The sequence below is a fragment of the Solidesulfovibrio magneticus RS-1 genome, assembly GCF_000010665.1.
GTDB classification, from domain to species: Bacteria; Desulfobacterota; Desulfovibrionia; order Desulfovibrionales; family Desulfovibrionaceae; genus Solidesulfovibrio; species Solidesulfovibrio magneticus.
In genome coordinates this window covers 4,719,490-4,745,559 of the sequence record NC_012796.1, presented here as the reverse complement: position 1 = coordinate 4,745,559, position 26,070 = coordinate 4,719,490, and the positions used below count along the sequence as shown (strand labels likewise).

Annotated in this window: 19 protein-coding genes and 1 CRISPR repeat array; of the genes, 16 read left to right on the top strand and 3 right to left on the bottom strand. The window is 50.1% G+C overall.

All coding sequences use genetic code 11. The annotated features are described in order from the left end of the window. Positions 1-130 precede the first annotated feature (130 nt). The 15 genes from DMR_RS23955 to cas6f all read left to right on the top strand — a co-directional run bounded on the left by DMR_RS23955 (position 131) and on the right by cas6f (position 18,847). Positions 131-2,752, top strand: a complete 2,622-nt coding sequence (locus tag DMR_RS23955; protein WP_015862810.1) for a DUF927 domain-containing protein — start codon at positions 131-133, stop codon at positions 2,750-2,752. 422 nt (positions 2,753-3,174) lie between these two features. Next, positions 3,175-3,519 carry a single-stranded DNA-binding protein gene (locus DMR_RS19710; protein WP_052279038.1) on the top strand — a complete coding sequence of 115 codons (345 nt, stop codon included), beginning with the start codon at positions 3,175-3,177 and terminating at the stop codon, positions 3,517-3,519. Between the two features lie 113 nt (positions 3,520-3,632). After that, positions 3,633-4,679 (top strand): hypothetical protein, encoded by a 1,047-nt coding sequence (locus DMR_RS19705; protein WP_015862808.1) that lies wholly within the window; start codon positions 3,633-3,635, stop codon positions 4,677-4,679. A gap of 97 nt (positions 4,680-4,776) precedes the next feature. Then, positions 4,777-5,574, top strand: coding sequence for a RecB family exonuclease (locus DMR_RS19700; protein WP_015862807.1), 798 nt, complete (start codon positions 4,777-4,779; stop codon positions 5,572-5,574). 13 nt (positions 5,575-5,587) lie between these two features. After that, positions 5,588-7,462 (top strand): ATP-dependent helicase, encoded by a 1,875-nt coding sequence (locus tag DMR_RS19695; protein ID WP_015862806.1) that lies wholly within the window; start codon positions 5,588-5,590, stop codon positions 7,460-7,462. Between the two features lie 11 nt (positions 7,463-7,473). Beyond that, positions 7,474-8,025: a hypothetical protein gene (locus DMR_RS19690; protein ID WP_015862805.1), complete on the top strand. Its 552-nt coding sequence runs from the start codon at positions 7,474-7,476 to the stop codon at positions 8,023-8,025. Beyond that, positions 8,022-8,954 carry a DUF932 domain-containing protein gene (locus DMR_RS19685; RefSeq protein ID WP_015862804.1) on the top strand — a complete coding sequence of 311 codons (933 nt, stop codon included), beginning with the start codon at positions 8,022-8,024 and terminating at the stop codon, positions 8,952-8,954. The genes DMR_RS19690 and DMR_RS19685 overlap by 4 nt, the downstream gene beginning before the upstream one ends. 257 nt (positions 8,955-9,211) lie before the next feature. After that, positions 9,212-9,598, top strand: coding sequence for a hypothetical protein (locus tag DMR_RS19680; protein ID WP_052279037.1), 387 nt, complete (start codon positions 9,212-9,214; stop codon positions 9,596-9,598). Between the two features lie 20 nt (positions 9,599-9,618). Continuing rightward, positions 9,619-9,969, top strand: a complete 351-nt coding sequence (locus tag DMR_RS23950; RefSeq protein ID WP_081429658.1) for a hypothetical protein — start codon at positions 9,619-9,621, stop codon at positions 9,967-9,969. A 403-nt stretch (positions 9,970-10,372) separates the two neighbouring features. Continuing rightward, positions 10,373-11,404 (top strand): type I-F CRISPR-associated endonuclease Cas1f, encoded by a 1,032-nt coding sequence (gene cas1f, locus DMR_RS19675; RefSeq protein WP_015862801.1) that lies wholly within the window; start codon positions 10,373-10,375, stop codon positions 11,402-11,404. Further along, positions 11,401-14,655: a type I-F CRISPR-associated helicase Cas3f gene (gene cas3f / locus DMR_RS19670; protein ID WP_015862800.1), complete on the top strand. Its 3,255-nt coding sequence runs from the start codon at positions 11,401-11,403 to the stop codon at positions 14,653-14,655. Before cas1f ends, cas3f begins: the two co-directional genes overlap by 4 nt. A gap of 236 nt (positions 14,656-14,891) precedes the next feature. Beyond that, positions 14,892-16,256 carry a type I-F CRISPR-associated protein Csy1 gene (gene csy1, locus DMR_RS19665; RefSeq protein ID WP_015862798.1) on the top strand — a complete coding sequence of 455 codons (1,365 nt, stop codon included), beginning with the start codon at positions 14,892-14,894 and terminating at the stop codon, positions 16,254-16,256. Then, entirely contained in the window at positions 16,249-17,256 is a 1,008-nt protein-coding gene (gene csy2 / locus DMR_RS19660) for a type I-F CRISPR-associated protein Csy2 (protein ID WP_015862797.1), read from the top strand. Before csy1 ends, csy2 begins: the two co-directional genes overlap by 8 nt. Beyond that, the gene (gene csy3 / locus DMR_RS19655; RefSeq protein ID WP_015862796.1) at positions 17,256-18,281 is read left to right on the top strand and encodes a type I-F CRISPR-associated protein Csy3; all 1,026 of its coding nucleotides are present in this window, start codon (positions 17,256-17,258) and stop codon (positions 18,279-18,281) included. Before csy2 ends, csy3 begins: the two co-directional genes overlap by 1 nt. A gap of 2 nt (positions 18,282-18,283) precedes the next feature. Next, complete coding sequence (gene cas6f, locus DMR_RS19650; RefSeq protein ID WP_015862795.1) at positions 18,284-18,847, top strand: type I-F CRISPR-associated endoribonuclease Cas6/Csy4; 564 nt, start codon at positions 18,284-18,286, stop codon at positions 18,845-18,847. A gap of 127 nt (positions 18,848-18,974) precedes the next feature. Beyond that, positions 18,975-20,204: direct repeats of the CRISPR family, unit length 29 nt; unit sequence GTTCACTGCCGCATAGGCAGCTCAGAAAA. 76 nt (positions 20,205-20,280) lie between these two features. Here cas6f and DMR_RS23945 read toward each other — a convergent pair. Both DMR_RS23945 and DMR_RS24790 read right to left on the bottom strand, forming a co-directional pair. After that, positions 20,281-21,600 (bottom strand): vWA domain-containing protein, encoded by a 1,320-nt coding sequence (locus DMR_RS23945; RefSeq protein ID WP_015862793.1) that lies wholly within the window; start codon positions 21,598-21,600, stop codon positions 20,281-20,283. Beyond that, positions 21,600-22,253, bottom strand: coding sequence for a hypothetical protein (locus tag DMR_RS24790; RefSeq protein WP_015862792.1), 654 nt, complete (start codon positions 22,251-22,253; stop codon positions 21,600-21,602). Before DMR_RS24790 ends, DMR_RS23945 begins: the two co-directional genes overlap by 1 nt. Before the next feature lie 335 nt (positions 22,254-22,588). Here DMR_RS24790 and DMR_RS23940 point away from each other — a divergent pair, with 335 nt between their 5' ends. After that, positions 22,589-23,248 (top strand): thermonuclease family protein, encoded by a 660-nt coding sequence (locus DMR_RS23940; RefSeq protein WP_015862791.1) that lies wholly within the window; start codon positions 22,589-22,591, stop codon positions 23,246-23,248. A gap of 246 nt (positions 23,249-23,494) precedes the next feature. On the opposite strand, the gene DMR_RS22675 is transcribed toward DMR_RS23940, so the two are convergent. Then, positions 23,495-25,954, bottom strand: coding sequence for a diguanylate cyclase (locus DMR_RS22675; protein ID WP_015862790.1), 2,460 nt, complete (start codon positions 25,952-25,954; stop codon positions 23,495-23,497). Positions 25,955-26,070 lie beyond the last annotated feature (116 nt).

Sequence of the window (26,070 nt, the reverse complement as noted above, 5' to 3'; positions counted from 1 at the left end):
TGTTTTTCTAAGGCTGCATATAGAAAAATTAGAGTTTTGAGCAAATTAAAAGGAGTCTCAATTTCTGACATGGTGAGAACGGCGGTCAAGTTTTATCTGGAAAACGTCAATAGCATAGGCGAGGCTGGAAATGAATAACGAAAATTTGGATATGAAGTCTAACTATTCGTTAGATAATGCCGAGAGGATCGAATGGTTGATAAGAATGGCTCAGCGTTTCAATTTTATACAGCTTAAAGGGAAGGTTCCGATAGAAAGCGGATGGGCAAAGTATTCTTATGAAAAAAGGCAATTTAATCATACAGACTTTTTGAATTGCAACGCAGGTATCGTTACTGGTCCTAGTAGTGGCGTCATTGTTTTGGATATTGATAACCAAGTTTTGTTTTCTAGATTTGTTGCTAGTAATAATTTTGAAGTAAGAGATACATTTACTGTTAAAACTGCCAAAGGGGAACACCGGTATTATTTATATCCTGAAAATAAAGAGGTCAATAGTTTTCCAGTAAAGCACCCATTGTTTAAAAAGGTTTCAATTTTCGATGTTCGAGGTGTTGGCGGTCAGGTCGTCGCACCTTTTTCTATTCATCCAGAGACGAATGAAATTTATAGGATAATTAATGACGTAGAAGTTGCTGAAGCTCCTGATTGGTTGTTAATGGATAAATCAAACTATGATTTAAGTGATTTGATGTACGTTAGTCCAGGCGATTGTTATAATGTCGAATATTTGAATAAGCTTATCCAAATGGTAGGCGAAGAGTATCATGGCTATATAGTCAATGGGGCCGATCTAGGTAGCCGGTCTGAAATAATTGCGAAAGTCATAATGAAGCTTATCTCTGCTGGGTTCAATGACGATGAAGTGACTTATATTTTGTTAAACTTCAAAATTGGAGATAAAGCTAAGGAGAAAGGAAGCGGTCAGCTTGAATGGATACAGTCAGAAATACAAAGATGTCGAAATAATTATAAACCATATTCAAAGCCAACGGTTGTCAACGATCATAATCCTATAGAAGCAGACCTGCTCATAGAACGACCTGAACTTGGGCAGTATGCTATTCCAGATGAGTACTCATTGAGTATGTTAAATGGAGTCGTTAGATATGAATTGATTGGACGTGGAAAACAGCGTCAGCAGGTTGCGATCTCAGCTTCGCGCAATGTTGTCTATATAAGTGCAGTTTATGTTGATATCGATAACTCTACCCAGGCTATAGAGTTGACATTTTTAGAATGCGGAGTTTGGAAGTCGATCAAGGTTGAAAGAGAAACCGTAGCTAATGCTTCTAAGATAACTTTATTGTCGATGTATGGCGTTAATGTGACTTCTCTATCTTCGCGTTATCTTGTCGAGTATATAAGCATCTTTTTGAGTGTCAATGAAAAAGTCATTCCAAGGTATAGCGTCACTTCTAGCCTCGGTTGGGATTCTGGATCTAATGTATTTCTTCTTGGTAATGTATGTGTTGGGCAACTTCCGGAGGGATCATACTTGCGATTCAAGGATCTTCATGATGGAACTTCTCAGATGGTAGAAGGTATAAAAGCAAGTGGAAGTTACTCTGAGTGGATAAATATGGTTCGTCTTGTTGAAGAGTATCCTTTGGTTGTAAGTTATATCTTTGGAAGTTTTGTCCCTCCTATTCTTGACATCATAGGTGCTGATAACTTCATATATGATCTAGCTCATCAAACTTCTTCAGGTAAGTCTATCACGATGATGTTGGCAGCTTCAGCGTGGGGAGATCCTGATAAGAACCATGATGCTTCTGTTGTTCATACTTGGAATAATACGAAAGCTTGGTCAGGTACCGCTGCGAGTGTTTTTAGATCGATCCCGCTTTTCTTAGATGACACTAAGCAAGCTCTGAAAGGTAACGGGATAATTCAGGATAGTTCAAATATAAGCAGCATCATCTATGAAATAGCTGGTGGTAAAGGGAAGGGTAGAGGTGCGCCAACTGGTATTCAGCGTAAGAAAAGTTGGAAAACGGTATTGATGTCCAATGGCGAGCAAAAGATCACAATGTATGCAGAAGGTCATGGAGGAGCTGCAGCGCGCTGCGTTAGTTGCTGGGGTAGCCCATTTGGAAGAACTAACAACAGGCAGTTCGTAGATAAGCTCAAAGGGATTGCTTGTGCTAATTATGGTCATGCTGCTGATAGATATATAAGATATCTTGTCACAGAAAGGAGTGCTTGGGAAGATTGGAGGCAAAGATATTTTCAATTTGCTGATTACTTGTCTAACAAAGCTGGCCGAAATAATGCTGCTGGTCGAATTTCAAAGTACCTTGCCAGTATTGTTATGGCTGGCTTTCTCATGCAAAAGGCTATGCCAGAGTTAAGTTTTCTTGAACCAGGGAAGATAGTTGAAAGTCTTTGGCCGTCTGTCGTCGATGGCTCTGAAGAATCAGATGTTGGCAAAGAAGCGTTCAAATATCTTCATTCGTTTGCCATTGAAAATAAAAGTAATTTTTTTGATAAAAATAACAAGCAAATCATTAGTAAATGCTATGGAAGATGGGATTCGGGGAGTGACAGTATAAGCTTTACCTCAAAAGCTTTAAAAGAATGCATTCAAAAGTGCTTCGAGTTTCATGCTGTTGTAAATATCTGGCATGAACGTGGATGGATTATCACAAAGAAGAATGAAAAGAAGACGTACTCCGTAAAAATTAATGACAATCCAGCAGAGTGCTACACATTCTCTCTAAAGCAGATGCAGCAAATCATTGAATCCTGAACCAAGTCTATTGGCTACAGCTTTTCACAGTGATCACAATCAGGAGAAGCTGTAGCCTATTTTTTTGTATAACCAGGCAAAAGTAATATTTTGGCCAAATTTCTTACCCGATCTTACCCAAAATCTTACCCAGAAAGTACAATAAAATCATGTTGATAGATAGTAAAATCACAAAAGTAAGAAAGTAATATTTTATATCATATGTTTTTTTATTTTTGTGTTTTTTTACATCTGGCCTATTTTTTATAAAAAACTGCTAAATTTGGAACTGTTGTTTTTTGGATATTACTTTCTTACTTTCTTACCCTGTTGAAATAATTGTACTTTATCGTAAGAGGGTAAGATTTTGTGACTGCTGCCTCGGTAAACTACTATATATATTGAATATTGTGATATTACTTTTCCAAAAAAGGGAGGTCAACATGAATGTCTGTGTTCTGACAGGCAACCTTGGAGCAGATCCTGAATCAAGCTACTCGTCGGAAGGGACGCCTATCGCTTCGTTCAACATCGCTTTCAAAGCGACCAAGAAGAAAACGGCTTGGATCAAGGTCACCTGCTTCAACAAGTTGGCCGAGATTGCTCAGGCCTATCTGCACAAGGGAGCTAAGATAGCCATTCACGGAACCCTTGATCAAGACAAATGGGAATCCAAGTCCGGAGAAACTCGTTCAGCGTTCAAGCTCATTGCTAACAACATCGAGTTCATCAAGACTGATGGTCGTGGCTTCGAAAATGGTCAGAACCCTGAAGATGTCCCCTTCTAGCCAAAGGAACAGTATGATTCAGGATACCAAGCAGATGCTGCTGTCCATTGTCGTCGAAGTTGTAAAGGTCATCGTTGACAAAGTCGCTTCCAAAAACAAGAAGGAGCAACCCCATGACCGATCCTGAACTCCATCGCAGAGCTGTCAAGGCTGAGCAGCTTCCCGTTTTCAATGTCGGTGACGGCGTCTACTTCGTGCAAAGTGAAGAAGGCAAGATCGCTTACAAGGTCCATGTCAACGGGGAAGTCTTCTGCCCTTGTGCCGATTTCACCAGGAACAGCAAAGGTAATCCCGACTTCAAGTGCAAGCACATTCTGGCCGTGCTGGGAGCCAACTCTGAGGATATGCAGACCATCGATGTCCTGGAAAAGCGAAAGCCCAAGCTTGATGATCGGTTCATTGCCAATCTGCATGGCAAAGACTTCGTCCTGTACTCGGGGCTTCTCGACCTCGGGCATCAGCGTGGGCTCGCCAAACTGGAAGTCGAACTCGTTCAATATCCCACTAAGGAAAACGGGATGGAAGCGGTTTGCAAGGCTGTCGCCGTTTCCAGGGCCGGTGAGGTGTTCGTTGACGTCGGTGATGCCAATCCGTCGAACACCAACCGCGCCATCGCCGCTCACATCATCCGCATGGCCAGTACCCGCGCCAAGGCCCGAGTGCTTCGTGACATGAACAATATCGGCATGACGGCGCTTGAGGAACTGGGCGACACGGAAGGTGCCATTGGCGCTGCCCCAAATCGGCCCGCTGTTGGCCGCAAGCCTTCGCCGCAGCGCAAAGCCCGTGATGAAGTCTCCGACGCGTCAGGCGGGCAATCTCGTGGGCATGTCCATGAAGCGGCCAATCGTCAGCCGATCGCGGCACAGGAAGAGCCGAAGCCGGTGGCTCCTCTCCAGCGACCCAACGAACGAGATGCCAAGGCCAAGCCTCAGGTTGGTTCCGCGCCTCGTTCCGGTAACGGGAGCCAGGTTGAGAATCATGCCGCTGTTCGCATGAGCGAAGCCCAGAAGCGCGCCATTGCCAGCCTGTCCAGACGCCGTGGTATCGTTGAAGCCGATCTCGACGGCATGGCGCTCGAAGCCTTTGGCGTAGCCCTTGACTACCTGACTCCCTCAGACGCCGCCGCGTTCATCCGCCAGTTGCAGCAATCGGCTTAGCCGACTCCCTCGTACACAACGTCCATTATTCAGTGAGCGGGAACCGCTTGAAGGGATTGGTGCGTCCTTTGAGCGGTTCCTGTCTGGAGTATTTCCTATGGAGAACCCGATTGAAATTGGGCATCTGTCAGCATCGTCAATCAACAGCTACCTCGACTGCGGTTTGCAGTTCAAGTTCGCCAAGATCGACAAGCGCGAACCTGAGGCTATTGCCGAAGCGCTTATATTCGGCACAACCATTCACAAGATCATCGAGCTCTACCACCATGAGCGGTCTATTGGAACAAGGCTCTCCGTCATGGATGTGACCGCTGCTTTCGAGAAATGCTACACGGAAGCCTTTGAGCAGCAGGCCGGCAAGATCCAATTCAAGGAGGGCAAGGATTTCGATTCGACGCTGCTTGAAGGGAAATCCCTGCTCGCTACCTATGTCACCCAGTTTCCCGAAACCGGGCTCAAAGTCATCGGCTTGGAGAAGGCCTTTTCGTTTCAGATCGAAGGAGTGCCGATTCCCATCGTCGGCGTCATGGACATGGTCGAAGAAGATGCCGGCGGCAATATCGTCATCGTCGATCACAAGACCTCCAGTCGCTCCTACTCCTCCGACGACATCGACAAGAGCCTGCAGCTGACCATCTACGGCATGGCCGCCAAAGCCAATGGGTATGGTGACCGGGAGATCATGCTGCGATTCGATTGTCTCGTCAAAACCAAGAAGCCCAAGTTCGAGCAGTATTACACCGTCAGAACTGAAGAAGATGAGCTTCGAGCCATGAAGAAGATTCAGGCCGTCTACCGGGGCATCATGCAAGGGGTGTTCATCCCCAATGACACGTCCTGGAAGTGCAAGGGCTGTTCGTATCAGCAGTGCTGTCGGGATTGGTTCGCAAATTGAACAAGGAGGGATCATGTCCCTTAACGCCAAACAGTTGGAGGCGGCGCAGTTTCATACCGGGATCGCATTGGTTGTCGCTGTCCCTGGTTCCGGAAAGACCAAGACGATGACGGAGCGAATTGGCCGGCTTGTCAATGACCATGGGATCGCCCCGGAGAACATTCTGGGGCTGACCTACACCCGTCAGGCTGCCGAGCAGATGCGGGAACGATTGGAGTTGGTTCTCCATGGTGAAGCCAGCCGTGTCAACTTGTATACCATCCATTCGTTTTGTCTGCGGCTGCTTAAATCCGAAGGCCGATACTTCAATATCGTCTCAGGATCCGAGCAGATGAACCTGGTGGCTACGATTATGCGTTCGCTGGGGGTCAAAGACTTGGCTATTGGCGGGGTGTTGCAAGATATCAGTTTGGCCAAGAGCAACCTGATCAGCCCTGAAGAGTTCATTGACCTCTACGGTGAAGACCAGTCGAAGCAGAAGACGGCCATGGTGTTCAAGGAGTATGAGGAGCAAAAGGCCATCCGGTATCTCTACGATTTCGATGACCTGCTCCTTCAGGCGTATCGGTTTCTGGCCTATGAGGGCGGCGCTGAAAAATACCATGACGTCTACCCCCACATCCTCGTTGACGAGTACCAGGATACGAATCCGGCGCAGTTGGCCGTGCTCCAGGCGCTCATCGAAGATTCCGGCCGAGGCTCGTTTTGGGCTTGCGGCGACGATTGGCAGAGCATCTACGCGTTCAACGGAGCCAGTATCGGGAACATTCTCCGGTTCAAGCAGATATTCCCCTCGGCTCAGGAGATCGTGCTCAACGTCAATTACCGCTCCACCCCGGCGATCCTGGCCGCGTGTCAGAAGCTCATCGATCATAACCAGCGAAAGATCCCCAAGGAGCTTATCGCACACAAGCCAGGCGGCAACCATGACCTGTTTGTCATCGACACCTTCAACGAGGAAGAGGAAGCGTGCCTGGTCGCCAATGAGATCAAGCACCTGAGTCTGTCTGATGGGACGGCGTATAGCGATATGGCGGTGCTTTACCGCGCCAACTTCCAGTCGGAGATATTGCAAAATGTCTTTGTGAGAGCTGGCATTCCCTTCTACATCGACAACGGCATGAGCTTCTACGAGCGCCGTGAGGTCAGAATTCTGCTCGAATATCTTCGGTTTATTGAAGATCCCGATTCGGTGGCCGGAGATGAAGCTTTGCAACGGATCATCAACGCTCCCAACAGATACCTGGGGAAGAAGTTCTTGGAGCAGGTGGCTGGGGTGGCCAATGAATCTGCCTGTAGCCTGTATCAAGCCCTTCGCACCATGGACTTCGACAGCCCCTACATCAGGAGGAATGTCCATGAGTTCGTGCGGCTTATGGAATCATTCATTCAAAACGAAGGGGAGATGGGGCCGGCCGAGGTGTTGGCGAAGCTGCGCCAGCGGTTGGATTACGACCGGTTCGTCACTGACAAGGATATTCCCTCTCCTGACAATCAGGCCGTGCTCAACCTGAACCAGCTGCTGCAGTCGGCGGCCCGGTACGCGTCCATCAGTGAGTTCCTGACCTATGTGGCTACGGTGGAAGACGAAACCTGTAGCCGTGATCCCAGCGGCGTGAAGCTCATGACCATTCACAAGGCCAAGGGACTCGAATTTCCCGTGGTGTTCGTGGTCGGGTTGGTCGAAGGCATCATGCCCACCAAGCGCGGCGACTTGGAGGAAGAGAGAAGGATCTGCTTCGTCGCCTTATCCCGCGCCATGGATCGGCTCTACGTGACCTACTCGCACAACTACCTGGGGCAGCCCGCCAAGAGGTCCATCTTCATCGATGAGATGACCGGCGACCTGGCTGGCCTTGATCCCATAAAACAGATCCCAAGCCCATGATGGAGGTTTCTATGTCTTATGAATTGCTCCATTTCAGAGATTCCAAGATGGTCATCGAGGAAAAGGGGATGACCAATATCGTTAAAGATACCCTGGGGTACGTCGATGATTGGCTTCCTGAGTCACCGTTCAAAGGGCGTCGGCTCAAGAGCAGCCTGGAAGATTGCGGCTGGCGTGACAACGGGAACCTGCCCATCATCGAAGGCCGCCGATATCAGTACAAGGGCTGTCTCCAGCGGATCGCTATCGAGGCCAACTTCCACGCCTATGAGTACATCCTTGAAGGGCTCGTTCGGCTGCAGCTCGGGTACGACCTGGGGAAAATCGATGTCGGCTTGTTGCTGCTGACCGGTGAACGAAGCGCCAAGAGTCCGTTCGGTTCGACAAAGGAACTGGTAATCCGGGAAGTCGAGTCGCTGTACCCGACCATTTCGATGCCGGTGGCCGTGGCCATTTTCAACATCGAAGCGTCGGCGGCCAATTCCATGCTCCCCTGCGAGCCGGTGGTGGAGGTTCATGGGCATGGTGTCGTGCCGTCGAGCAGCCAGGAGGTGCGGTCGTGAAGGGCAAGCTGACGACCCTGGGGAAGGTGATGGAGAAGGTGGAACGGATGTCCGTAAACTGCCATGACCAGATTGTACCGGTGCGCCATATTGAATTCAACGACTTGGAATCGATTCGAATCGGCACGGAGGTGCATGAGTTGCGGCACATGGCCCAGCGCTCGTTGTCGTATCGGTTGGGGGTGCCGCTGCAATATCTGAAGAAGTGCCCACCCGATTTGCAAGCGCAGAACCTGAACCATTGGCTGGCTAGGGAACGCAATGAGGATCTGTACCTTCGGTTCGACGGCGATGATGTCCGGGCCGTGTTCACCCCTCGCTACGTCCCTGTGGATAACATGACGGTTTTGCACAAACTCGCCGAGATGGGCTTTGGTGAGGAGCTTGAGGTGCAATGCCACCTGGATCACGAGTTCATGTCGCTCTCCATCCTTGACCAAGGGCAGGAATTTGCTGTTAATGGAAACGATCGCGTAAGGCCCGGGATTTCCATTGGCAATTCCGAGATCGGATTGGCGGCTTTATCCATTTCGGCGTTCCTGTTGCGGCTGGTGTGCACCAACGGACTCATTTCGAAGACAGAGGTCGAGGCTTCGTATCGCCACATCTCGACGCGGATTCTGGATGAGTTCCCCACGGCCATTGGCGATGTCGGTGCCAAGCTGTTGGATGAGAAGCAAAGGCTCCAGTTCTCCCTGGAGTCGGAAGTGCGGGAGCCGATTGCGACCATGAAGTCATTCAACCGCCAGTTTCAATTGGGAAAGCCCGAAGTTGAGGCCGTTGAATGGGCATGGCCGCAGGAGCAGGGCGAGACCATGTTTCATGTGATTAACGCCTACACCAAGGCGGCCCAGTATCCTCGGCTGACGGCAGAGAGTGGCTATCGGCTGCAGCGGGTCGGCGGGATGATCCTGGGGATGGTCAACTGAGTTGGAAGAGCCCCATTCTGAAAAGGAGTGGGGCTTGATGATAGGGCAGGGCGAGAAGGGCTTGTTTACCACTTGAGGCCTGATTTTTGAGGGTGGGTGCGAAAAAGCCCGGGGTTTGATTTTTGGATTTCCCACCCTGCACAGCATTTTGGTCGTTTTTTTTGGCATTTTACCCCACGGGATGTTTGTAGCTTGTTGTGCAGAAGGTGACGAGATGAGTGCTTAACGTGGGGGGGGCGCAAGTTTTTAGGATTTCTATGCATATCAAATGGTTGATGAAATTTGTGGTGTTTTTTGTCGTCTTGCTTTGTGCCCTGTATGGTGAAGCAGCATGGGCTCGCGGCAATGGCGACAAAGATAACTACAAGATTTATGATGAGAGAGGCCGATACCAAGGCCGAGTAAATAACGGGAAGATGTATGATTCTCGTGGTCAGTATGAAGGACGCCTGAAGGAAAGTCGAGATGGTGAGACAGTCAAGATTTACGATAGCAAGGGATACTACCAGGGACGCATAAAAGACGATAAGATCTATGATTCAAAAGGGCATTATGAGGGACGCGTAAAAGAAAGTCGGGATGGTGGCGAGTATAAGATATACGACAGTAAAAGAAAGTACCAGGGTCGGGCGAAGAAGTATTAGCTAACAGTGGAGCAGTTAGTATGTCAGGGTATTTAGTCGTGGATATACGGCATTGGCTTGATGAAAATGAAGAACCGGGTGTCCCCCAGTTAAAGAATAAGGTCGAGTTTCTAAAGGAACTGATCACTTATGAGACTGCATTTGAAGCCGGAATGGAAAATTTCCCTTTGCCGATATGTAGAAAACGTCCTGGGCGTAAGCCGTGCAAAAGTCCTTTGAGAACTATGACGGAAGAGAAGGTGCAGGGGATAACTGGGAAAGTGATCTATTGGCAATGTCCGAAGTGCAAAGACAGTGGCATGGTCTATGGATGGGAGGGCCTGATGTGTGACTTGTCAGGGCATGATTTTGAAGAGGAGAGTATTAACTGAGGGTTGTGATAATTTTTTTGCAAAATCAAGGTGCGCGATGTTCGCGGGGGTTCTGTTGTGTCGTGCGTTTTTGCTTGGCTTGGGTTCCGGAAGGTTGTAAATTTGTAAGAGAGTGCTGTGAATCTTTTCAGGCTAAAGATGTGCATTTAAGACGTTCAGCTAGAACCTATCAGTCGAGAAGTATGTGCTGTTAATAAGCTCAAATGACTATTTTGTCGTTTGTCTGGTTGGTTGATGTTGGTCCTTCTTTTTGGTGTGACACTGGATATCCCATTCGTCTTAGACACGTGACGAGGACCATCGGAGACGGAAGATCTATCAATATGTTAGCTAAAAGGGTTAGCGGGGACGAGATTGAGTCCTTGCTACTTCAGGTTTTTGCTTTCCAAATCTGAAATCCAATATGAAAAAGAAACTGGTGTGTGCTGTGAGCGGAAATCCTATGAGCGCCTCAAAATCCACAAAACCATTTTCCTCTTCCGACCTCAAAACAATCCTTCATTCCAAACGGGCAAATATCTACTATCTTGAGCACTGCCGTGTACTTGTCAACGGCGGAAGAGTTGAATACGTAACAGAACAGGGAAAACGTTCCATGTACTGGAACATACCAATAGCAAATACAACCACTGTTCTGCTTGGTAGCGGAACTTCTGTAACGCAAGCCGCTATGCGCGAATTGGCTAAATCTGGAGTTTTGGTCGGTTTTTGCGGAACTGGCGGTACGCCATTGTACAGCGCCAATGAATTCGACATCGAAGTAGCTTGGTTTTCTCCACAAAGTGAGTATCGCCCGACCCAGTACCTACAGTCGTGGGTCAAGCTCTGGCTTAATGATAATATGCGACTTCAAGCTGCGCAAAAGCTGCAAGTACTTCGGCTAAAGTATCTTTGCAAAGAATGGACACGGCGTGCCGTTGCCAAGACTGGGTTCGACATTCCACTCGATGATCTACTTGCTACTGCCGAGCAATCCGAAAGGCGCGTCCAGGCTGCACCCGATGTGGACGTGCTGCTGACAGAAGAAGGCCGCCTGACAAAAGCGCTTTACAAATTTGCCGCCCTGGCCACTGGATATGGAGAGTTTAGTCGCGTTAAACGCGGAGCGGGAATAGACCCAGCAAACCGTTTCCTCGACCATGGAAATTATCTAGCCTATGGACTGGGAGCAACTGCCACATGGGTTCTCGGGCTTCCTCACGGTTTGTCCGTTCTTCATGGCAAGACCCGCCGTGGCGGGCTAGTTTTCGACGCTGCGGACCTGATCAAGGACGCGCTCATACTGCCGCAGGCTTTTTTGTCGTCTATGAAGGGCGACACGGAGCAGGAATTTCGCCAAACGTGCATTGAAAATATTATGCAATCTGAAGCACTTGACTATATAATTGATTCACTTAAAAAGATCTCTGGAAGCATAAGCGCAAAAAATACATGAATATTCTTCTTGTTTCCCAGTGCTCAGGTCGAGCTGTTGCTGAAACTAGGCGAATTATCGATCAATTTGCAGAAAGGCGCGGCGAAGGAACTTGGCAAACATCTATAACCAAGGATGGCCTGGAGACACTCTACAGGCTATTGCGTAAGACCGCCAGAAAGAACACCTCAGTGGCTTGCCATTGGCTGAAGAAGGACAGCCGTACAAAACTTTTGTGGATCGTTGGCAATCCCGATAGATTCAATCCGGTCGGTGCTGTTCCAACCAACACGACGGAACGCGACCTTCTCCGCACCGATGACGAGAACACTTGGCACAGCCTGTCGATCGTCGATACATTGGTCGGTCTTGCCGCCCTTTTTCATGATTTCGGCAAAGCTAATGTAGATTTTCAAAACCGTCTTAGCGCTCCTCGTAAGGAGCGCAATCTCTTCCGGCATGAGTGGGTTTCGCTTTGTCTTCTTTCCGCATTTGTCGGTAATGAGAGCGACGAGCAGTGGCTGAAGAGGCTTGCGACACTGCCCAGCGTGGATGACCCATTGGGAGCTGCCCTCGATTCAAGCATAAAATGTCCCGAGTTCTTGCCATTTGAAGATCTACCGCCCTTCGCCAAGGCTGTGGGGTGGCTCATTGTCTCCCACCACCGGTTACCGGTCAAACTAGAGGATGGGGACAAGACGAAAGCCGTGGGAAAACGTCTACTTAACAATATACCGGACTGGATAGATTGCGGATGGAATGAGATCCTTCCCGACCCATTGCCTAGTTCTGATAAGACAGGCCCATATTGGGCTTTTCCTAAAGGGTTGCCCCATCAATGGGAGTCATGGCGTAAGCGCGCCGCAGACATCGCGGAAAGGGCTTTGAGTCTTCCCAAAGGGGAACTCGACGCATGCCTTATGGATCCCTACATAATGCATCTTTCTCGGATGTGCTTGATGCTTGCAGACCATGGATTTTCCCGACGTTATAGCGTAGTCAAAAAGAAAATTAGATCCTCTCTATATGCTAACACTAAAGCAGGCCAGTTAGACCAGCTTCTGGAGGAGCATCTTCTGGGTGTGGAGCGGTTAGGCCATCGGGCGGTTAAAATGCTGCCGCGTGTGGCGGATGAACTGCCGCGACTTGCGTTGCATAAGTTGTTTCGCAAACGAACAACCATACAGAAATATCAATGGCAAGACAAGGCTGGGGACATAGCTACATCCATACGCCTCCGTAGTGCGGAGCAAGGTGCTTTTATCGTTAATATGGCTTCTACAGGTTGCGGAAAAACACTTGGAAATGGTCGGATCATGCACAACATTTCGGACGAATCCCGAGGAATGCGTTGTGCTTTTGCCCTCGGGCTGCGCACCCTGACGTTGCAGACAGGGCGGGAGTTTCGGAAATTATTAGACCTTGGGGAGGACGAGGTCGCTATTCGTGTGGGAGCTGCCGCCAGTAGGGAGCTTTTCGACCACTATCAGCAGGAGGCCGAAATAAATGGGAGCGAATCCTCCAGTCCCATCATGCCTGAAAACAGCTATGTACGATATGGCGGTGATCTGGATGCGCTGAGCGGAATGAGCCACTTATTGGAAGACTCGCGTGTCCGTGCCCTGCTCCTTGCGCCCCTACTAGTCTGTACTATCGACCATCTTGTTCCTGCTACGGAAAGTCTGCGCGGTGGCCATCAAATAGCGCCTATGCTGCGGTTGCTTAGCGGCGATTTGGTCCTAGATGAACTGGATGACTACGGCATTGAAGATCTGCACGCCGTAACACGCTTGGTCTACTGGGCGGGGTTGTTGGGTAGCCGTATTCTGATTTCTTCGGCCACTCTTCCTCCTGCACTCGTTTTGGGAATGTTTATTGCATACAAGCAAGGGCGTCTGATTTTCCAACGAAATCGTGGGGCGGCTCCAGGCCGAAATCTCCCAGTGTGCTGTATGTGGGTTGATGAATTTCATTGTTCGGCAAAAGATTGTGTGGTTGATACAGAATTCCAGGAGTGTCATGAAAAGTTTGTGGAAAAACGCTTGGAAAAACTTAAAAAGGCTCTTGTGTTGCGGCATGGAAGCATAGTACAATTACAGTGTAATGGTCATGACATTTTCCAGCAATTCACAGTTACAATTTTAAAGCATGCCATTTTTATCCACAACGATAACAATAACACAGATATATACAGTCGTAAGCGAATCAGTTTTGGTCTCGTTCGCATGGCTAATATTAAATCTCTCTATGAAGTCGCTCTTAAGCTGTTCGCCATCGGAGCGCCAGAAGGCGTACGTATCCATCTATGCGTCTATCATTCACAATTCCCCTTGCTTCTGAGGTCAGTAATTGAGCAGCGGTTGGATCGTATTCTCGACAGAAAAGATCCCCAGGCAGTATTCGACCAGCCGGATATACGCCGATGCATCGACGGAAATCCTGAGCAAGATCAGCTATTCATAGTCCTTGCTTCCCCTGTCGCCGAGGTCGGGCGCGACCACGACTACGATTGGGCCATTGTGGAGCCCTCCTCCATGCGTTCCATCATCCAACTTGCCGGTCGTATTAGGCGTCACCGTGACACCCCCTGGGAGCACCCCAATGTCGCCCTGTTACACACGAATGTGCGGGCCTTGAAGCAGCCGGGGAAAGCTGCATTTTGTCGGCCTGGATTCGAGGTGGACACGCCGGAGATGAAGCTTAAGAGTCACAATTTGGCCGACCTCCTGGTCAGAGAGGAATACGAAATCATTGACGCGCAGCCGCGAATTGTCATGCGCGTAAAATTATCACAGTGCCATAGTTTGGTGGACCTAGAGCATTACAGGCTGTGCAGGCTTATGCTCAAACAAGATGAAAAATCAATTGGTGCATATTCCTGTTGGGATGTCTCGAAGGGCATGCTTAGCGGAATTTTACAGCGGGCTTTTCCTTTCCGGAGAACGACCAGAAAAGAGGTTGATGTTTGGCTCAAGCCAGACGACGAAGCAAATAATTACACTTTGCAGTGGATATTGCCTCAGAGTGATGGCCGAAATCTCGATGTTGCCACCGAGACAAGAAATCGACGTGTGCCAGACGATTCATGTCACGGCGTACGCATCAGTCCGTGGGGAGAGACCGACTACATGCAGGCGCTACGGGAGTTGGCTGAAGATTTGGAGATGGAGTTGGAATCCTGCGCACGTCGTTTCGGCGTTGTTACGCTTCCTGAAAGTGTGAATGGATGGCGGTTTCATCCACTTCTTGGATTCACTATTTATAGTGAATAGTGCTGTGTGTACTGAGAGTTGTACGGAGCTTCGGCGAAATTAATGCGAAATCAAATTTTAAGTTCCCGCTTGGATAACGGTATTTGTTCAATTTTTTGCCTGCAGAAAATAAAATGCAGTAAGCCTGATTGCTTTTTTGTTGATCAATGTAGTAGCTGGATTTATAGCGTGATTATTAATAATAATGAAAAACAGACCGATAGAAATTGAACGGTGGCGATTCTGAGGAGGTGTCTATGGATGAACAGGATACACGGCAAATAAGATTTTGTAAACTCATAGAGGATTTTCTTGCAGAACGCTTAGAGTCGAAGCTTAAACCCCTAGTAGCGGAGGAAGCCAAGGCTGAGGGTGAAAAGATTGAAAAGGTCCTTACTCAAAAAAAAGAGGTGCTCGACAAGTTCAAGCTCCGAAACTGGGTAGAGGATGCAGCGCGGCGTGTTGCGCAACTGACCATGGTCACACACACGATCAAAGCAGTTAATCCCAATGCCAAAGGAACAAATTTTTATTGTCCAATCGAGAAGTTGCCCATATTACAGGAGGTTGGTAGCCATGTCCTTTCGTGCGGCAACGTGCCATTAGACGTTGTGGGCAATGCGGCGGCACTGGATGTGTACGCGTTTCTCCGTCTTGAATTCGAAGGCAAAACCATACTTCGCTGGCTTGATGAGGGCGACACGGACCTGCTTGCCGTCATGGGTGGAGATGATACTGCAAAAAGCTGGGCTGATGCTTTCGCAGGCATACGTGTTCTCAAAGGGCCGATGGCATCTCACAAACTGGCAAAACAAATCTACTGGCTTGTCGGAGATGATCCTTGCGATGACGGTCAATATCATCTTCTTTCTCCGCTATACGCCAGTTCACTTGCGCACACTGTCTACAGTATAGTGCAGGGAAATTTATTTGGCGATGCGGCCAAAGAGGCTCGCGATGCAAAACGAAAAGGCCAATACTCCGATCAAGTTTTGCATGAGTATTTCGGCTTGGCCGTGCAGAAATTAGGCGGAACAAAACCCCAAAACGTGAGCCAGCTTAATTCCGAACGAGGTGGCAGAAACTATCTTCTTGACTCGCGTCCCCCTCATTGGCCCCAACGTGAGACTAGGCCGCTTAAAGGAACCGCTTCCCTTTTCGAGCGTTTCGGGAAGCAAATGGTATGCGTAAACCTTGTTGCCAAACTCAAAGAGTTTCTTGAGTCCTTTCCGCCAAACAATGTCCACACCCGCAATAAGAGGGATGAACTCATAGACCGGATTGTGGGTGAGTTCATTTTATACGTGGACAGGCTGCTCAAGCTCGAACCCGGCTGGACCTCAAATCCGGAATGTCAAATTCCTTATATTGAGATGCTGCTTATTGATCCGGGCAGGGTCGACAGTGACCCGGAATTTGCCGCAATAAGAGATAAATCTTGTTGGCATGACGACATCGCTAAGTGTTTTGGCCAATGGCTTAACGGTCAGTTGAGTAAAAAACTGCCCATGGGCGATGCCGAGGTCCTTTTCTGGTCGGATGAATTCGAAGAGCTCGTCAATTATCCTCCCAGGCTGCTGAATTTTGAACGCAAAAAGAGTCGGGAGGACGGTCATGACTGAGCTGCCGAAGTATGATGGCGTCCTGGTGTTGCCCCGAATGATGATACAAAACGTAAACTGTATTTCTTCATCCTTCACTTGGGGATTCCCATCCGTTACAGCATTAATGGGTTTCATGTGGGCCATGCAGCGCAACTGCCGTGATAAGGAGATAATGTTTGAGGATGTTCTGTTTAAAGGGGTCGGCGTTGTTTGTCATGATCTTTCCCCTCAAGTACATAAAAACAATTTTATTCATACATTTAATCTTACCCGCAATCCTCTTGACCACCAAGGTAAGACAGCACCCATCGTGGAGGAAGGACGTGCACACCTAAATATTTCCCTGCTGTTGGCCTACGAAGGTGAGGCACACGACTTTCCTAACAAATACCGAGATGCGATGTTGCGAATTGTGCGGGATGCATTAGTCGCAATGCGCGTGGCTGGGGGGACCATTCTGCCGCCAAGATACAAAAGCCAGGAACCTCGTTTCATTGGCCTAGCCGAAGCAGAGAATCTTCGGACGCAGTTCGTCGTTGAACGCCGCCGGTTCCTTCCGGGATTTGCTCTCGTATCCCGCGACGACCTACTCGCCGAGCATTTGTTGTATCTACGCGGGCAAGATCCTGATTCGTCGCTGCTTGACGCGTGGCTGGACCTATCCCGCTGGAATTCTCGCGCTGAAAAACAGGAAGAAGTGGTAGGAGATACAGGACTTGCTGCGGGGCGCGTCGAGTGGAAGCGGGAGAAGCGCGAAGGCTGGATTGTTCCTATTCCGGTTGGATATGCTTCTATTTCCGAACTGTATCAGGCTGGCGAGGTGCTCAATGCCCGTGATGCATCTACGCCATTTCGTTTTGTAGAGAGCGTTTATTCTATGGGCCAGTGGATCGGCCCACACCGATTACAGGAAGTGGGAGAACTGTTGTGGTTTGCCCACGTGGATGATCAAAAAGGTTTATACCGCTGCTACAACATATATGGCGATCTGCGAGGCGCAGAAAAGGAGTGTGAGTAATGGCCACATTGAAAACCGCGTCTGTTCTGGCTTTTGAGCGAAAGATGGACCCTTCGGATGGGTTGTTTTTTGCCGGAAATTGGAATGATCGCTCACAGTGCAATAGATGGAAGCCTGTTGAAGTGCGGGAAAAATCCGTGCGTGGCACAATATCGAACCGACTCAAGGCTGGGGAACAGGATCCGGCGAAGTTGGATGCACAGATTGAAAAGCCTAACCTACAAACGGTGGATGTGGCGACCCTGTCCCCAGCCACTGATACGCTCATGGTCCGCTTCACTCTCCGCGTGCTTGGCGGCGTTGGCGTGCCTTCTGCATGTAACAACGCAGATTACCATCAGAAATTGCAGAGCACAGTGGCCGGATATGTGAAATCCAACGGCTTAGGCATCCTGGCTAGACGATATGCATGTAACTTGGCTAATGGTCGTTTTCTGTGGCGGAACCGAATCGGCGCGGAGGCTGTTGAAGTAGTTGTCTGCCACTTGGTTAACGGCGAGACACAGAGCACCTGGACCTTTGACAGCCTTGCGTTATCACTTCGTTCATTTGCCTCCGACACGCCAGTAGGCGACGGGCTGGATACCTTGGCTGCTGTTATAGAGTCCGGCCTCTCCGGCACGGGGCATGTGTTGTTGGAAGTGACGGCCTTCACCCGCATGGGCGCGGGGCAGGAGGTATTTCCCTCTCAGGAATTGATCCTGGACCGTGGGCGTGGGGACAAGAGCCGGACTTTGTATACCGTCAATGCGGTTGCCGGTATGCATTCTCAGAAGATCGGCAATGCCATTCGTACCATTGACGACTGGCACCCTGAGGCCGAAATAATCGGACCCATCGCTGTGGAGCCTTACGGTTCCGTTACCACTATGGGGAAAGCCTGCCGGCAACCCCAGCAGAAACAGGACTTCTACAACCTGCTTGACGCGTGGGTCATAAAGGACAAAGTACCTACCCTGGAAGATCAGCATTATGTCATGGCTGTGCTCATTCGCGGCGGTGTGTTCGGAGAAAAGGATGCCTAGCCATGGACAGCTACATTGATATTCGCGTTCAATCGATGACGGAACTGGTGGATACCCACATTCTGAACACTGTATATTCCAAGCTGCACCTCCAGCTTTCCGCGTTGAATTCGGGAGGTGTTGGAGTCAGTTTCCCCGAAGTAGACGAGACAAAATACACCTTGGGCCGCAGTATTCGTGTTCATGGTAGCAAGCACGAGTTGGTGACGCTTATGGCGACGAATTGGATGATGCGGTTACATGATTATGCCGTGGCAAGCCCCATTTTGTGCACTCCAAGCAAGGTAAACTATCGAATAGTCCATCGTGTACAGGTGAAAAGCAATCCGGAGAGGCTTCAACGGAGATTGATGAAACGTCATGGGGTAGGTGAGGATGAAGCCAAACAGCGAATTCCAAACAGTATTGCGCAAAGGACAAAACTGCCTTTCATCAATGTCAAAAGCATCAGTACGGGGCAGGACTTCAAGTTGTTCGTCAGCCACGGTCCGCTTCAGTCTGTTGCGTCCTCGGGAACATTTTCATCCTACGGGTTGAGTCAGACAGCTTCCATCCCGTGGTTTTGACCTTTTTTTTGTTTCGTTTAAAAAACTATTTAATTACAACCCATTGCTTGTCGGCCAGGAAAAAGGTATTTGGGTTAAATAGTCCAAAACTCGTTATGATTGCTGTATTTTCAGCAAATTGTGTCCAGTTCACTGCCGCATAGGCAGCTCAGAAAGACACTGCATCTGCGGCGGCCTGGGCGGTAGCGTTCACTGCCGCATAGGCAGCTCAGAAATGCTGCACGTTGACGATGGTCAACGCCTTGCCGTTCACTGCCGCATAGGCAGCTCAGAAATGTTCGCCGTCCTGCTGGTCGAAGAACTTGGCGTTCACTGCCGCATAGGCAGCTCAGAAAATGATGAGTTCCACGGTTTCCTCAAGGGCGTTGTTCACTGCCGCATAGGCAGCTCAGAAAACCCTCACCACCTACCGCGCCGCGCTGGAGGCGTTCACTGCCGCATAGGCAGCTCAGAAAATGCCGTCGCTTGACCTTATCGTAATCGACGAGTTCACTGCCGCATAGGCAGCTCAGAAATACAAAGTGAGGACCGGCGCGCTTTTGGATGAAGTTCACTGCCGCATAGGCAGCTCAGAAATGTGGCGGCAGCACCAGTTCCGGGTTTGCTACGTTCACTGCCGCATAGGCAGCTCAGAAAACCAGTGCCACAAGGAATAGACCGAAAAAGACGTTCACTGCCGCATAGGCAGCTCAGAAAAACGAGCGCCGCAACGAGGTGCGCCGCCTCAAGTTCACTGCCGCATAGGCAGCTCAGAAAATTGAGAGCGCCCAGGACTGCCCGCATTTCGAGTTCACTGCCGCATAGGCAGCTCAGAAAATCAAGCAAAACCCCAGGAGGACCCCGTGGCAGTTCACTGCCGCATAGGCAGCTCAGAAAAGTGCGACGACTGCCCGGCCGGGTAGCCGGATGTTCACTGCCGCATAGGCAGCTCAGAAAACAATGCAGGCCGCCAGGGGATGGCCATCAAGGTTCACTGCCGCATAGGCAGCTCAGAAAAATTGAAAACCAGATGCTACCGTCTTTACGGAGTTCACTGCCGCATAGGCAGCTCAGAAAACTTCAGCCCGCGCCGGGTTCTTGGCCCTGCCGTTCACTGCCGCATAGGCAGCTCAGAAAACCATCGGCGTGTAGTGTCAGCAGGTTTTCGGGTTCACTGCCGCATAGGCAGCTCAGAAATTTACGACGCCGGCAAGCCGGTCGCGGTCGGAGTTCACTGCCGCATAGGCAGCTCAGAAAAAGACGGGACGCCGAAATGGACGACGAAGTATGTTCACTGCCGCATAGGCAGCTCAGAAAAACGCGCCCGAGTGGCTACGGCTGCTGGTGGAGTTCACTGCCGCATAGGCAGCTCAGACAATGGAGGCGAAGCAACCCCTCAACGGCGATTACGCCCCGCTTGAAGTCGCGTCCTTGCGGGGCGTATGTAATATTGCTTATGCCTTCTTGCCTTGCTCTCTCTTTTTCCGCAAGTACATTGGCCGGGCAATTTCCAGCCCATTGTCTTTGGTCTCATCTAGACTTGCAAGTCTCGTCCGCATAAACTTCATTTGGTAGCTTGTTTCTTTGACAATGGACGCTTCGTCTTCACTGTCTGCCAATTTTTCAAGGTTGATGCATACTTCTGTAAGCCACTTGTCATCCTTGGCGCGGTTTTTGGCATTTTTGAGAAGTCTTTTGACTTCTGGCCAGTCTCCGCGTTTGGCCGCCTGCTGCGCTTTTTCTTGAATATCAGCTGCTTCTAGCTCATTGGCCCGGCGCACGGTCAAAGAGTCTTCTGTGACGGATTCCCAAGCTTTCGCAGGGAGTGAAGGTAAGGCCAACTTGATCGGAGGAATGTTAAAAGATTCGCCATTGAGATCCTGATAAGTGAACTCAACGGAGAAGAGATCTATCAAGTCAGTGCCGTCGCCTTCACCTGTTTGGGTTCTTGGAATAAAGCACCGAACAAGCATCCACGCTTCGCCTTCATAGGCTAAGTCTGGCAGTTGGATTTTTCCTTGTCTATCTGTTGAGTACTTGTTGAGAATTTCGAACAAAATTCCAGCGCTAGCCGAAATTGAAGCGCGAACTTGCTTGGCAAAGAGAGCTTCGAGGAGTGAAAGTTCTTCTTGGAATGGATCCATTAAGTCGTCTGCTGTCCGGCCGTAATAGGAGTTTCCTTGGCCATTCTTCGCCATCCCGATCATAAGCGTTTCGTTGAAGTTGCTCCCTAGACCATAAGTCGATGTTGTGACTCCGGCATCTGCTAGTTCTCTGCATTGTTTAAAAATCTCTGCTTCATCTGTCAGGCCTTCGTTGGCCTGACCATCTGAAAGCAATATGATGCGCGAAATGGTAGATGGATCGATGTATGGTGATATTTGCTCAGCGCCCTTGAGCCAGCCGCCGTGGAGGTTTGTGCAACCACCGTCATCAATTCCTTCGATCGCCCTGTGGAATATGGCTTTGTCTTCGACTTTGACCGACGGCACACGGGTTTCTATAGAACTGTCGTATGCTATAAGACTGACGCGATCAGTGTTTTTTAGCTTGTCAACAACAAACGATGCACAACGCTTTGCTTCTTCTAAAGGACGCCCAGCCATAGAGCCAGATCGGTCTATGGCCAGAGCTAAGTTCAGACGAGTTCTTTCTTTCGTTTCTCCTTCGGGCGTATTCGGAGCTTGAATGCGGACAAGGACATCCAAAGTGTTGTCAAATCCAGCAACAAGAGCAGGACGTCTCGGTGTCAATAGAACATTAGGCGTGTTCATTAACGATCCCCTTTCTTCGCGTGCTCGATTTTGAGAAGTTCAGTTAAGGCGTTCCCTAGTAATTCTGCAGTGTCTGGTTCCATGTTTTCGATGCCCTCAATGTCGGCGTACAAGTGGCACCAAGAAGTTAATTCAAGGCAAACGACATCTCTCCGTTTAGAGTGTATTAGTTTGTTTGGTAACGGTGACGGTAGGTCGTTGTTGTGGCTGCTCGATATAACTGTTGGCCGCTTCCTGCAATAAGATATAGGGTGGCGGCATGTATCGTTGTCTATAATTCCTGATCGTTGTTTGAATTGTTCTACAAGATTCTGCGCTCTATTCTTTATATTTTGCCGAGGTAGTAGGTCGGTAAGTTCATCTATGCTTGCTTCGGACGTCATTTCTGCTATTTTAGCTAAAGGCCAGCCATCGTTGAGAAGAATTCTGGCGGCCAAGTACTCGATTATTTGGCGCACACCAAAGTATGCTTCTTTTCCACGGCGTTCAGGCTTCCGTAAGATACCGAGTTGGACATAGTTTCTCACCAGTCGTTCGTTAGCAGTAATTGAGTCGTTTTCCAGGCCCGTTTCGGGTGTGAGGGTGAGTAGGAGTGCGGCCAACTCGGCGGCGGTTCCCTCCCATCGAGAGAATTTTTGGAGTAAGTCTTTCATGGGTCTCCGGCTCGGTCGTCTGACGCTAACGCTGCACGAGTCAAATATCTCCGCCCATCGCCATGTGGCGTGCGTCCCAAAAGTAGTCAAGGACAGATGTTAGTGTAAACGTTCATCAATTGATGTCAATGCTTCGTGTGAAAATAACTTCGCTCGCCACTGATTTTAAACCTTACTAAATTGACCTGAATAGTCTTGATTTGGTGTGGGTGTTCTCGAAGGCGAACCAGAAGGCGAGGGTAAGTGTGTCTGCAGAAGCTGAGCTTTGACATGGACTTGTTGTGCTGCTAACTGGTTGGTGAAGATCATAACCGCCAAAAAACGGATAACTTTCTATGTATCGATTCGTCATGCTTGCCGTTCTCATGTTTTTCCCGTGCTGGTGCTGGGCGTTTACGGGGAAGGTCGTCAATGTAGCCGATGGAGATACGATAACCATCCTGACTCCGGAGAAATCCCAAGTAAAAGTGCGCCTCTACGGTATCGATACACCCGAGAAGGGCCAAGCCTTTGGCTCTAAGGCAGCAGATTTCACCAAGGAGAGAGCTGCGCTTCAAGAAGTGAACGTCCAGGAGATTGACAGGGATCGTTATGGGCGCACTGTCGGTATAGTGAAGCTTCCGAGTGGCGCGATTCTGAACGAGGAGATTCTTCGCGCAGGGTTTGCCTGGGTCTACCCGCAATACTGTAAACAGAGTTTTTGCTCACAATGGGCCGAAGTCGAACGTCAAGCCCAGGTCTCAAAGATCGGACTCTGGGCTGATCCAAAACCAACCCCACCTTGGGAATGGAGGCATGGGGCAGCAGGAAAGGCGACGGATGCGCCCACCAACGTCAGCCCAAAAGCTGCGACATTTCGTGGAAATACGCAGAGCAGGGTGTTTCATTCCCCGGAGTGTAAGCATTATAACTGCAAAAACTGCACAGAAGACTTTCGGTCTCGTGAAGAAGCTGTAAGTGCTGGATATAAGCCGTGTCAAATGTGCAAGCCATAGTTTATTTGTGAGTTTTTTATTGACTTGTAGATGCCCTTTTGTCAGCGAATCAGGGGCGATCAACGGGTGTTTGCTCTCTGACTTTGGAGATCATATGCATGCAATTATCCGGACTACTAAGGGTAGACGGCATGAGGTCGATTTCGACGGGCTGAAAACAACGACAACAATTGTTCTGGGCGAAGATGTTGTAGAGATTCTTGTGAGAATTCCTCGAAAGGAAAATATGTTTTTAAAAGGCTGCAGCTAATATTCCTGGTCGCGCCACATGCTTTGTTCAAAGCATAGAACTTTGTTGCGCCCGCTTTCTTTGGCTTTGTACAGGGCCACGTCGGCAAATTTTATGGCCTTGTAAAAGGAGGCGGCGTCTGTCGGGTATTCGGCGAAACCGACGCTGACGGTTTTGTGGATGGTCGAGCCATCGGGCAGGGGGAAGGCGTGGGTTTCGACGGTCTGGCGGATCTTTTCCGCCACCACGGAGGTGAAATCCGGGCGCACTTCGTGGAGTAGAATGAGAAATTCCTCGCCGCCAAAGCGCACCGCCAGATCGGCGGCCCGCACCGTCTGGCGCAGCAGACCGGATAGTTCCTTAAGGACCGCGTCTCCAGCCAGGTGTCCGTATTTATCATTGACCTGCTTGAAATAATCCACATCCACCATGAGGAAACCAACGCGTTTTTCCGTGCGCCGCGAGATTTCTTCGTACTGGTGCATGTAGCTGTCGAGAAAACGGCGATTGTGCAGGCCGGTCAGGGGATCGCGCAAGGATTGTTCCCGGGTTATTTCCAACAGATTGAGCGAAGTCAGAACCGGGGCACATTCAGTCAAGTATTTCTGCACGATGGACAACGCCAACCGCTTGCTCGCAAAGGCTGCGGCCTCGACCACAAAGGTCATTACGCCGCCCACAGCCCCGCCCATTACCATGGGCAGACAGCATCGGACATGGGTAGTTGGATCGACATGGAAAAAGGGGCATAGAGCCGGGGTTGGTTCGGAAAAGACCGGTTTGCCCAGGCGCTTGGCCCGGCACAGTTCAGGGCTGGCGAACATCTCCGAACACAGCGCGTCGGTGGCGGCGAAGCAGTTGGCAGCGACGTTGGCCGCAAGCCCGTCGGCGGCGAACTCCAGGATGGCGAACTGCCCCAGTCCCAGGCTGCGTTGGCAGGCATCGCCTAAGATATTGTAAACTTCCCATCGGTTATAAACGCCCTGGATGTCGTGGCTAAAAGCGGTCAGGCCTGCCATGTACTCTAGGGAGGCGCTCACCTGGCCTAGTGACGACGGGCCTTGCGAGGCTTCCGAAGTTTGCAGCACCCCGGAGACCACCTGATTCACCCGGCCCGTGAACCCGCCCCAGAGACGCACGAGGGTGTTGACAGTGTGACGCATCTCTACCAGTTCATCGCCGCGCCGTCGGGCATAGACCGGACAGAGTCGGCAGTGCTTATAGCGGCTTAAAAAGATGCAGGTATTGCGGCCGGCACTCGAAAGAGCCTCGGACCCTGTTTCCAGATAACAGATACGCATGGGGTCGTGATAGACCGGACAGTCTGTCTTGGTGCAGTGTAGGATGTCCAGGCAATGGACCGGCGTAGTGTCTAATCGTCCGGTAAAGTCTCCAGAGACAGTGTCGCCGAGAACGCGCCCAAGATGCGTGAGAAACAACTTCACCCGGGCCACGTTCCAATAAATGTGAAACCACAGCACCATGGCCCCGAGCAGGAAGATTAGGCCGAAGACCAGGGACTCGCTGACCGTTGATTTGAACAACGCCATGGAGTCGTAGGCGAGCAGGATGCCGCCGATGGCGCGGCCTTCGAAGTCTTCCAGTGGCAGGAAGCGATAAAAAGCGTTGCCTAGCCGTTCGGGTGCTCCTGAATTGTCCAGTGCTTCAAGGACACGGTTTTCCTGGGGGAGGCTGAAACCGCGCCCGACGATCCATTTGCCGTGAACGCCCCGGATGCGGTTTTGGCCGAGCACGGATTCAAAGCGTTTGTCGAGCAGAAGCATCGCTCCGAAATAAGGCGGCAGGGCCGTGGTCTCCAGCAGGTTTTCAAGGGAGGTGGCCGCTTCTACTGTGCCGATGTGCTCGCCTGACCCATCGTTTAAGGGGATGATGGCCCGCATGGCCGCGCCGCCGGGGCCGACTTCGATGCCCCGAAATGGTGATCGGTACTTGTTGGCTTTGACCACGATGGGCCGTATGTCCGTAAGATCGGATCCGGTGGCGTCCACGTCCCAGGTGCGCAGAAACGAGACCGCCGGCGGCAGATGAAAATGGAAATAGAGTGATTCACGCCCAGTGGTGGCGCGCAGGCGTTCGGTGTAAGGCAGGATGTAGTGGACCAGGTGGTCCCTGTCGTGTTGGCGCATGCTCTCGATCACTTCCGGCATGGCAGCGAGCGGCGAGACTTCGGACAAGAGTACGTCGAATTCGTTTGTGATCTTGTCTTGAATCCAGTGTTGGAACACTGACAGGCGACTGTCAACGGATTCAACGACCACCATATCCTGATACCGCTGGAAGATAAAAGCCAGAGTTAGACAACCGAGTCCCAGAAGAACAGCGGGTACAGTCAGAAATCGAAGCCTGAGGCTCCAGTTGGTTGGGTTGAATACGCTTGATTTCTTGAGAGCACTGAGAAGGCTGGAGTTCGATGAGAGTCGACCGTTGGAGGGGGCAGTGGTACTTTTGGTCGGCATCGGAAGCCTCCTGCTCTGGGAAAACCGCAATAATGCCCATGCTGTACAGGATGGAATCTATAAGTGTTTTTTTCAGGAGCTGCAATTGGAATTCCAAACTCCAGCCGAAAGAAGCG

Excerpts from the sequence above, each read along its gene's own strand:
- csy3 (WP_015862796.1), top strand. The coding sequence starts at position 17,256 with ATGGCCACATTGAAAACCGCGTCTGTTCTGGCTTTTGAGCGAAAGATG.
- DMR_RS19700 (WP_015862807.1), top strand. The coding sequence starts at position 4,777 with ATGGAGAACCCGATTGAAATTGGGCATCTGTCAGCATCGTCAATCAAC.
- DMR_RS19695 (WP_015862806.1), top strand. The coding sequence starts at position 5,588 with ATGTCCCTTAACGCCAAACAGTTGGAGGCGGCGCAGTTTCATACCGGG.
- cas6f (WP_015862795.1), top strand. The coding sequence starts at position 18,284 with ATGGACAGCTACATTGATATTCGCGTTCAATCGATGACGGAACTGGTG.
- DMR_RS19690 (WP_015862805.1), top strand. The coding sequence starts at position 7,474 with ATGTCTTATGAATTGCTCCATTTCAGAGATTCCAAGATGGTCATCGAG.
- DMR_RS19680 (WP_052279037.1), top strand. The coding sequence starts at position 9,212 with ATGCATATCAAATGGTTGATGAAATTTGTGGTGTTTTTTGTCGTCTTG.
- csy2 (WP_015862797.1), top strand. The coding sequence starts at position 16,249 with ATGACTGAGCTGCCGAAGTATGATGGCGTCCTGGTGTTGCCCCGAATG.
- cas1f (WP_015862801.1), top strand. The coding sequence starts at position 10,373 with ATGAAAAAGAAACTGGTGTGTGCTGTGAGCGGAAATCCTATGAGCGCC.
- DMR_RS19710 (WP_052279038.1), top strand. The coding sequence starts at position 3,175 with ATGAATGTCTGTGTTCTGACAGGCAACCTTGGAGCAGATCCTGAATCA.
- csy1 (WP_015862798.1), top strand. The coding sequence starts at position 14,892 with ATGGATGAACAGGATACACGGCAAATAAGATTTTGTAAACTCATAGAG.
- DMR_RS23940 (WP_015862791.1), top strand. The coding sequence starts at position 22,589 with ATGTATCGATTCGTCATGCTTGCCGTTCTCATGTTTTTCCCGTGCTGG.
- DMR_RS23950 (WP_081429658.1), top strand. The coding sequence starts at position 9,619 with ATGTCAGGGTATTTAGTCGTGGATATACGGCATTGGCTTGATGAAAAT.
- DMR_RS24790 (WP_015862792.1), bottom strand. The coding sequence starts at position 22,253 with ATGAAAGACTTACTCCAAAAATTCTCTCGATGGGAGGGAACCGCCGCC.
- DMR_RS22675 (WP_015862790.1), bottom strand. The coding sequence starts at position 25,954 with ATGCCGACCAAAAGTACCACTGCCCCCTCCAACGGTCGACTCTCATCG.
- cas3f (WP_015862800.1), top strand. The coding sequence starts at position 11,401 with ATGAATATTCTTCTTGTTTCCCAGTGCTCAGGTCGAGCTGTTGCTGAA.
- DMR_RS23945 (WP_015862793.1), bottom strand. The coding sequence starts at position 21,600 with ATGAACACGCCTAATGTTCTATTGACACCGAGACGTCCTGCTCTTGTT.
- DMR_RS23955 (WP_015862810.1), top strand. The coding sequence starts at position 131 with ATGAATAACGAAAATTTGGATATGAAGTCTAACTATTCGTTAGATAAT.
- DMR_RS19705 (WP_015862808.1), top strand. The coding sequence starts at position 3,633 with ATGACCGATCCTGAACTCCATCGCAGAGCTGTCAAGGCTGAGCAGCTT.